Here is a 1,386-nt window from a genome sequence, read left to right on the forward strand (position 1 = left end):
TCCGTCGTCGGCAGCGTCAGATGTGTATAAGAGACAGACCCGCACCCGGTGGTGGCGCGGGTGGTCTCGGCGAGAGCCGGCAAGGTGTCGGCGCCGCTGCGGAACGCGTCGACGATGGCACCCTTCGTCACGGTGTTGCAGCGGCAGATGACGGCCGACCGGGGCATCTCGGCGAGGTTGACGCTCTCGGCCCCTCCGCTGCGGGTGACGGCCCGACCCAGCATGAGCGCCAACCGGTCCCGGGGCGCGGCGGCCCCGGTGTCGTACAGCTGGGTCAGCGGCCCGGCCGCGTCCCCGACGCCGAGGAGGATCGCCCCGACGAGCCGGTCGGAGCGCAGCACGAGCTTGGCGTACCGGCCGCGCACGGGGTCGGTGAAGGCGAGCACCTCGTGGCCGGCGTCGTGGACGCCGACGTCGACGCGTCCCATGCTCGTCAGGTCGACGTCGGGCGCCTTGAGCCGGGTGACGACGCTCGTGCCTGCGTAGGTGGCGTCGGGGTCGGCACCGCTCAGCACGTCCGCGAGGACCCGGGCCTGGTCCCAGCCGGGCTGCACGAGCCCGGGCACCTCGCCGCGGTGCTCCGCGCACTCGCCGATGGCGTGGACGTGGGGGTGGGAGGCGCGGAGCCGGTCGTCGACGACCACGCCGCGGCCCACCTCCAGACCGGCGGCCAGGGCGAGGTCGACGCGGGGGCGGACGCCGGCCGCGACGACGACGAGGTCGGCGGCCAGCGTCGTCCCGTCGTCGAGGACCACGGCGGCGGGGTGGTCGGCCGTCGCCGGCCGACGCTCGGTGACCTGCCGACCGAGCGCCAGCCGTGCCCCGAGGCCCTGGACGACCCGGGCGAGGACGCTGCCGCCGTCCGCGTCGAGCTGCCGGTCCATCGGGTGCTCGGCGGGGTGGACGACCGTGACGTGCACGCCGCGCCCGAGCAGGCCCCGCGCGGCCTCGAGGCCGAGCAGCCCGCCGCCGACGACGACGGCGTGGTGCGCGGCACCCGCTGCGGCCACGAGCCGCTCGGCGTCGTCGAGGGTGCGGAACGCGACGACCGACGCGTCCTCCTCGGCACCGCTGATGGGCGGCACGAAGGCGTCGCTGCCGGTGGCCAGCACGAGCTCGTCCCACCCAAGCACCTCCGAACCGCCGGCGGGCCGGGCGTCCGGACGGGTTGACACGAGGGGCGCGGGGGTGAGGGTGGCGGTGCGGGCCTCCAGGTCGAGCGAGCTCACCCGGACGCCGGTGCGGACCACGACGTCGTGCGCCGCCCACCAGCCGTTCGGCTTGAGGCGCGTCTCGCGCGGGCCGATGGTCCCGGCCACGACCGTCGACAGGAGCACGCGGTTGTAGGCCTGTCTCTTATACACATCTGACGCTGCCGACGACGGA

Annotated in this window: 1 protein-coding gene; it reads right to left on the reverse strand. The window is 75.5% G+C overall.

Annotated elements, in window-relative coordinates; translation table 11 throughout:
- Positions 1–1,386, reverse strand: a 1,386-nt coding sequence (locus tag ACPYOM_RS21920) for an FAD-dependent oxidoreductase (RefSeq protein WP_481347576.1), incomplete at both ends; no start/stop codon positions are given.

The organism is Monashia sp. HAY1-2A (assembly GCF_056755315.1).